The sequence below is a fragment of the Nocardia sp. NPDC058497 genome (genome assembly GCF_042720195.1).
GTDB lineage: Bacteria > Actinomycetota > Actinomycetes > Mycobacteriales > Mycobacteriaceae > Nocardia.
Genome location: NZ_JBHXMY010000400.1, coordinates 1 through 5,571 on the forward strand (window position 1 = coordinate 1; position 5,571 = coordinate 5,571).

5 protein-coding genes and 1 pseudogene are annotated in these 5,571 nt (G+C 67.3%); all 6 read right to left on the minus strand.

The annotated features are described in order from the left end of the window. Window positions 1–2: 2 nt before the first annotated feature. Window positions 3–386, minus strand: a complete 384-nt coding sequence (locus tag ACFWPJ_RS23125) for an NUDIX domain-containing protein (RefSeq protein WP_378854476.1) — start codon at window positions 384–386, stop codon at window positions 3–5. A gap of 69 nt (window positions 387–455) precedes the next feature. Then, window positions 456–1,283 carry an ethanolamine ammonia-lyase subunit EutC gene (gene eutC, locus ACFWPJ_RS23130; protein ID WP_378854477.1) on the minus strand — a complete coding sequence of 276 codons (828 nt, stop codon included), beginning with the start codon at window positions 1,281–1,283 and terminating at the stop codon, window positions 456–458. An 89-nt stretch (window positions 1,284–1,372) separates the two neighbouring features. Continuing rightward, window positions 1,373–2,785, minus strand: coding sequence for an ethanolamine ammonia-lyase subunit EutB (locus ACFWPJ_RS23135; RefSeq protein WP_378854478.1), 1,413 nt, complete (start codon window positions 2,783–2,785; stop codon window positions 1,373–1,375). A gap of 36 nt (window positions 2,786–2,821) precedes the next feature. Next, window positions 2,822–4,249 (minus strand): ethanolamine permease, encoded by a 1,428-nt coding sequence (gene eat, locus ACFWPJ_RS23140; RefSeq protein ID WP_378854479.1) that lies wholly within the window; start codon window positions 4,247–4,249, stop codon window positions 2,822–2,824. Between the two features lie 165 nt (window positions 4,250–4,414). Then, the gene (locus ACFWPJ_RS23145) at window positions 4,415–4,810 is read right to left on the minus strand and encodes a DUF779 domain-containing protein (protein WP_378854480.1); all 396 of its coding nucleotides are present in this window, start codon (window positions 4,808–4,810) and stop codon (window positions 4,415–4,417) included. Continuing rightward, a pseudogene (gene adh / locus ACFWPJ_RS23150) lies at window positions 4,810–5,571 on the minus strand (aldehyde dehydrogenase); the annotation flags it as partial. The gene ACFWPJ_RS23145 and the pseudogene adh, both read right to left, overlap by 1 nt.

The following is a 5,571-nucleotide window of genomic DNA, read 5'->3' on the forward strand; positions in this document are numbered from 1 at the left end:
ATTTAGTGTCTCGTTGGCTCGGTGTTGTGTTTAAGAGACCGCACGTGTTCCATGGCGGCGTATTCGCTGACGGTGAAGTAGCGGAATTCGGCGATTTCGCCGGTGGCGTGGGGTTCGCCGGTGAAGTCGGCGAGGAAACAGGTCATGTGCAGGCCGGTGTTCTTCCCATGGCCGAAGGCTTCGGCCTCGAAGATGCCGAGTTCGGCGACGCCGGACAGACCGACGCCGAGTTCTTCCTCGATCTCGCGGTGTAACGCCTCTAAGGGTGTTTCGCCCGGATCGATCTTCCCGCCCGCCATGTAGAAGACGTCCTTACCTTCCGGGCGCGTCTGGATCAGCCTGCGGTCGCGGACATGGGCGAGGGCGGCGGTGCGGATCATGGGCATCACTCTATGGAGCGATCGGCTCCGGCTCACATCGAACGGGATCCGCGCCGCCATGGTGTCTGGGTCAGCTCACGGTGTGGGCGCCTCCTGCGGTGTGATGGTGCGGGTTTCGGAGCTGGTCAGCGCATCGGTGCGGGAGGTGTCCTTGAGGTCGACGCCGGAGCGGCCGAGTTTGCGGGCGCCTGCGATCAGGCCGGCGACTACTCGGGCGGCGTCGGTATAGGTGAGGCCGTCGGGTGGGTGGATGTTGGAGATGCAGTTTCGTTCGGCGTCGGTGCGGCCGGGGCGCGGGGCGTGGGTGAGGTAGATGCCGAGGCTGTCGGCGACCGAGAGGCCGGGGCGTTCGCCGATGATCACCAGGACGGTGCGGACGCCCATGGCCGCGGCGATGTGGTCGCCCAGGGCGACGCGTGCCTGGGTGGCGATCACCGGCGGGGCCAGCGTGTAGCGGTCGGAGAGTTCGTCGGACAGTGCGGCGAGCAGGCCCGCGCCGTGGTCGGTGAGCGCGCGGGGGGACAGGCCGTCGGCGAGTACGAAACCGATATCGGCACTGTGGTTTTCGACCCCGGACAGGTCGGCGGGCTGCCTGCCGAGGTCGGGGCGGCGTAGGTATTCCGAGCGGTCGGCGGCCATGCTGGTCACCGTGACCGGGGCGCCGAGGCCCATGCTCGCGATCTGTTCGGCGAACATTTCGGCTTCCAGCGGGACGTGCACCGCGTCCCTGGCGGCGGCGTGCGCGGCCCGCAGCGCGAGGACTTCGGTGGTCGGCAGGGCGTCGCCGGTGCGCCCGAGTCCGATCCTGGCCTGGGTGTTGCGCCGCAGGTCGCGCCAGAACTCCTGCGCCACAGCATCTTCGGAATTCGATGCCGCACGTTCTCCCGATGTCGGCTCGCCCACTGCACTTCCTCTCGGCTCGGTGTTCGATCCCGTGATGCGCAGAATCGGCTTCGTCGCAGTGGATTTCATCGGCATATCCGCGCTGGTACTCATCGGTTCGCCGCCAACGCCCGCAGCGGTGACGACAGCGGTTCCACCTGCCGTATCCGGCCGTTGGCGTCGAGCATGCCGAGCGCGGACAACCACGCCTCGAATTCCGGTGCGGGACGCAGATTCAGCACCTGCCGCGCGTAGAGCGCGTCGTGGAAACTCAGGCTCTGATAACCCAGCATCACATCGTCGGCGCCGGGCACCGTGATGACGAACGCGCAGCCCGCCGCGCCCAACAGCGTGAGCAGGGTGTCCATGTCGTCCTGATCGGCCTCGGCATGGTTGGTGTAGCAGACGTCTACCCCCATCGGCAGGCCGAGCAGCTTGCCGCAGAAGTGGTCCTCGAGCCCTGCCCGGATGATCTGCTTGCCGTCGAAGAGGTACTCGGGCCCGATGAATCCGACCACCGTATTCACCAGCAGCGGTCGCAGATCCCGCGCGACGGCATAGGCGCGCGCTTCGAGCGTCTGCTGGTCCACCGGTCGATCACCCACGCCCAGATGGGCATTCGCGCTCAACGCCGAACCCTGCCCGGTCTCCAGATACATCACGTTGTCGCCGACCGTGCCGCGTCCGAGCGAGCGCCCGGCCTCGTTCCCCTCGCGCAGCAGCGAGATGTTCACGCCGAAACCGGCATTCGCGCCCTCGGTGCCCGCCACCGACTGGAACACCAGGTCCACCGGCGCGCCCGCCTCGATCAGCCCGATGGTCGTGGTGACGTGGGAGAGCACGCACGACTGGGTCGGAATGTCGAAGCGCAGACGGACCTCGTCGAGCAGGTGCAGGAGATCGGCGGTGGCGTGGGGCGAGTCGGTGGCCGGGTTGATGCCGATCACCGCGTCACCACAGCCGAGCAGGAGTCCGTCGAGGGTGGCGGCCGCGATCCCGCGCGGATCATCGGTCGGGTGGTTGGGTTGCAGGCGCGTACTCAACCGGCCGGGCAGGCCGATCGTGGTGCGGAAACCCGAGGTCACCACGGTCGCTTTGGCGACGGCGATCAGATCCTGATTGCGCATGATCTTGCTGACCGCCGCCACAATCTCCGGCGTCAGCCCGGGCGAGACCGCGGCCAGCGTCGTCGCCGAATCCTCGGTCGCGGCGACCGCGAGCAGCCAGTCGCGCAATCCGCCGACGGTGAGATGCGCGATCGGGGCGAACGCGGTCCGATCATGGCTGTCGATGATCAGCCGGGTCACTTCGTCGGTCTCGTACGGGACGACCACCTCGGTGAGGAAGGTGGTCAGCGGCACGTCGGCCAGTGCCCACTGCGCGGCCGCGCGTTCGGCATCGGTCGCGGCGGCGCAGCCGGCCAGCTGGTCGCCGCTGCGTTCGGGCGTCGCCTTGGCCAGGAGATCGATCAGACCGTCGAAGGTGTAGGTCGTTGCGCCGACAGAGCTGCGGTACACGGTCATCGGGTGCCGCCTCCTTTCACGGATTCGGTGAGCGGATTACTCGAGCTCTTGTTCGGCCTTGGCCAGCGCCGCGAACTCCTCGTCGGGGGATTTGGCGACCAGGTGTTTGCGACTGTAGAGCCCGAAGTAGGCCATGAAGGCGCAGAACACACCGAGGGTGAACAGCGCCGCCTTCTGGTCGACCAGGAAGGTCGCCGCCACCGAGGCCGCCGCGATGACCAGCGCGAACGAGGTGGTGACGATGCCGCCGGGCGTGCGATACGGCCGCGGCATGTTCGGTTCGCGGACGCGAAGCACGATGTGGCTCACCATCATCAGCACGTAGCTCACCGCGGCGCCGAACACGGCCATGTTCAGCAGCATCGCGCCTTCGCCGGTGAGTGAGAGGCCGAAGCCGATGATGCCGGGCACGATCAGCGCCAGCATCGGGGCCTTGCGGGAGTTGGTCACCGACATGCTGGTCGGCAGGTAGCCGGCGCGGGAGAGCGCGAAGGTCTGGCGCGAGTAGGCGTAGACGATGGAGAAGAAGCTGGCGATCAGACCGGCCAGGCCGATGTAGTTGACCACCTTGGCCGCCGGGCTGTCACCGAGCGCCTCGACGAGCGGGTTGCCCGAGGCCGAGGCGTCCTGGGCGCCGAGCGCGCCGGTCACCAGGACCAGCACCACCGCACCGGTGACCACCAGCAGCAGCATCGCCACGATGATGCCCTTGGGCACGTTCTTCTCCGGCTCGCTGGCCTCCTCGGCCGCCAGCGGCACGCCTTCGACGGCGAGGAAGAACCAGATGGCGAACGGGATCGCGGCCCAGATGCCCATGTACCCGAACGGCAGGAACGACGACGAGCCGGTCGCGGCCGGGTCCGCCGCGATAGTGGTCAGATTCGCGACATCGAACCTGCCCACCGCGGCGATCGCGAAGACGACCAGACCGACCAGCGCGATCGCGGTGATCACGAACATCGCCTTGAGCGCCTCACCCGCCCCGCCGAGATGGATGCCGATGAACAGCGCGTACACCGCCAGATACACCCACCACCCGTCGGTGATCCCGAACAGGTTCAGCGACTCCACATAGGCGCCGATGAAGGTGGCGATGGCCGCGGGCGCGATCGCGTATTCGATGAGAACCGCTGTCCCGGTGGCGAATCCGCCCCACGGGCCGAGCGCGCGCCGGGCGAAGGTGTAGCCGCCACCGGCCGCGGGCAGCGCCGAGGACAGCTCGGCCATGCCGAGGACCATGGCCAGATACATGCCCGCGATGACGATCGCCGCGATCAGCAGACCACCGAAACCGCCCTCGGCGAGACCGAAATTCCAGCCGGAGTAGTCACCGGAGATCACATAGCTCACGCCGAGACCGGCCAGCAGCACCCAGCCGGCCGAGCCGGAGCGCAGGGTGCGTTTGGCGAGATAGTCGTCGGCGGGCGTGTCCGCACCCGTGGCGGGAATCGCGTCGGTACTCACAGGGGTAGCTCCTCATCAACAAGCAAGCGCGTGCGACGGCAACGGTGATCGTCGAGGGTTTGAAGAATGGTCGACGACTGTTACGGCCGTGGATCCCGCAGGTCAGCGGCGCGTATCGAGCACCGCCGACCTGCGGAAAAACGATGTGATAGCGCGTATTTCACATCACTGGGGAACGGTGTCACCGGTGGGTGGCGGCGGCTGGGATTCCAGCTCGGCCACCTCGTCGTCGGTGAGCAGGCGTGAGCGGATCAGGAACCGCACGCCCTCGGGGGCTTCCAGCGAGAAGCCGCTGCCCCGGCCGGGCACCACGTCGACGGTGAGATGGGTGTGTTTCCAGTACGCGAACTGGTCGGCACTCATCCAGAACGGGGTGTCGCCCGGCAGATGACCCAGCAGCACGTCCGAGGCGCCGACGCGGAACTCACCGCGCGGGTAGCACATCGGGGAGCTGCCGTCGCAGCAGCCGCCGGACTGGTGGAACATGACCGGGCCGTGGTGCCCGGCCAGTTCCCGCAGCAGCGTCGCCGCCTGTTCGGTGAGGTCGACGCGCCGCACCATCAGAAGAAGCCGAGCTTCTGCGGCGAGTAGCTGACCAGCAGGTTCTTGGTCTGCTGGTAGTGCTCGAGCATCATCTTGTGGTTCTCGCGGCCGATGCCGGACTTCTTGTAGCCGCCGAACGCCGCGTGCGCCGGGTAGGCGTGGTAGCAGTTGGTCCACACCCGGCCGGCCTTGATACCGCGGCCGAGGCGGTAGGCGGTGTTCATGTCGCGCGTCCACACGCCGGCGCCGAGACCGTAGAGGGTGTCGTTGGCGATCTTCAGCGCCTCGTCGGTGGAGTCGAAGGTGGTCACCGCGACGACCGGGCCGAAGATCTCCTCCTGGAACACGCGCATGTCGTTGCTGCCCTTGAAGATCGTCGGCTCGATGTAGAAGCCGTCGGCCAGCCCGTCGACGCTGCGGACCGCGCCGCCGGTGAGGACCTCGGCGCCCTCCTTCTTGCCGATGTCGATGTAGGACAGGATCTTCTCGAACTGGTCGTTGCTGGCCTGCGCGCCGATCATGGTGGCCTCGTCGAGCGGGTTGCCGCTGATGATCGCCTTGGTGCGCTCCACACAGCGGGCCATGAACTCGTCGTAGATCGAGGAGGCGATCAGCGCGCGCGAGGGACAGGTGCAGACCTCGCCCTGATTGAGCGCGAACATCACGAAACCCTCGACGGCCTTGTCGAGGAAGTCGTCGTCGGCGGCCATCACATCGGGCAGGTAGATGTTGGGGCTCTTGCCACCCAGCTCCAGGGTGTCCGGGATGTTGTTCTCGCT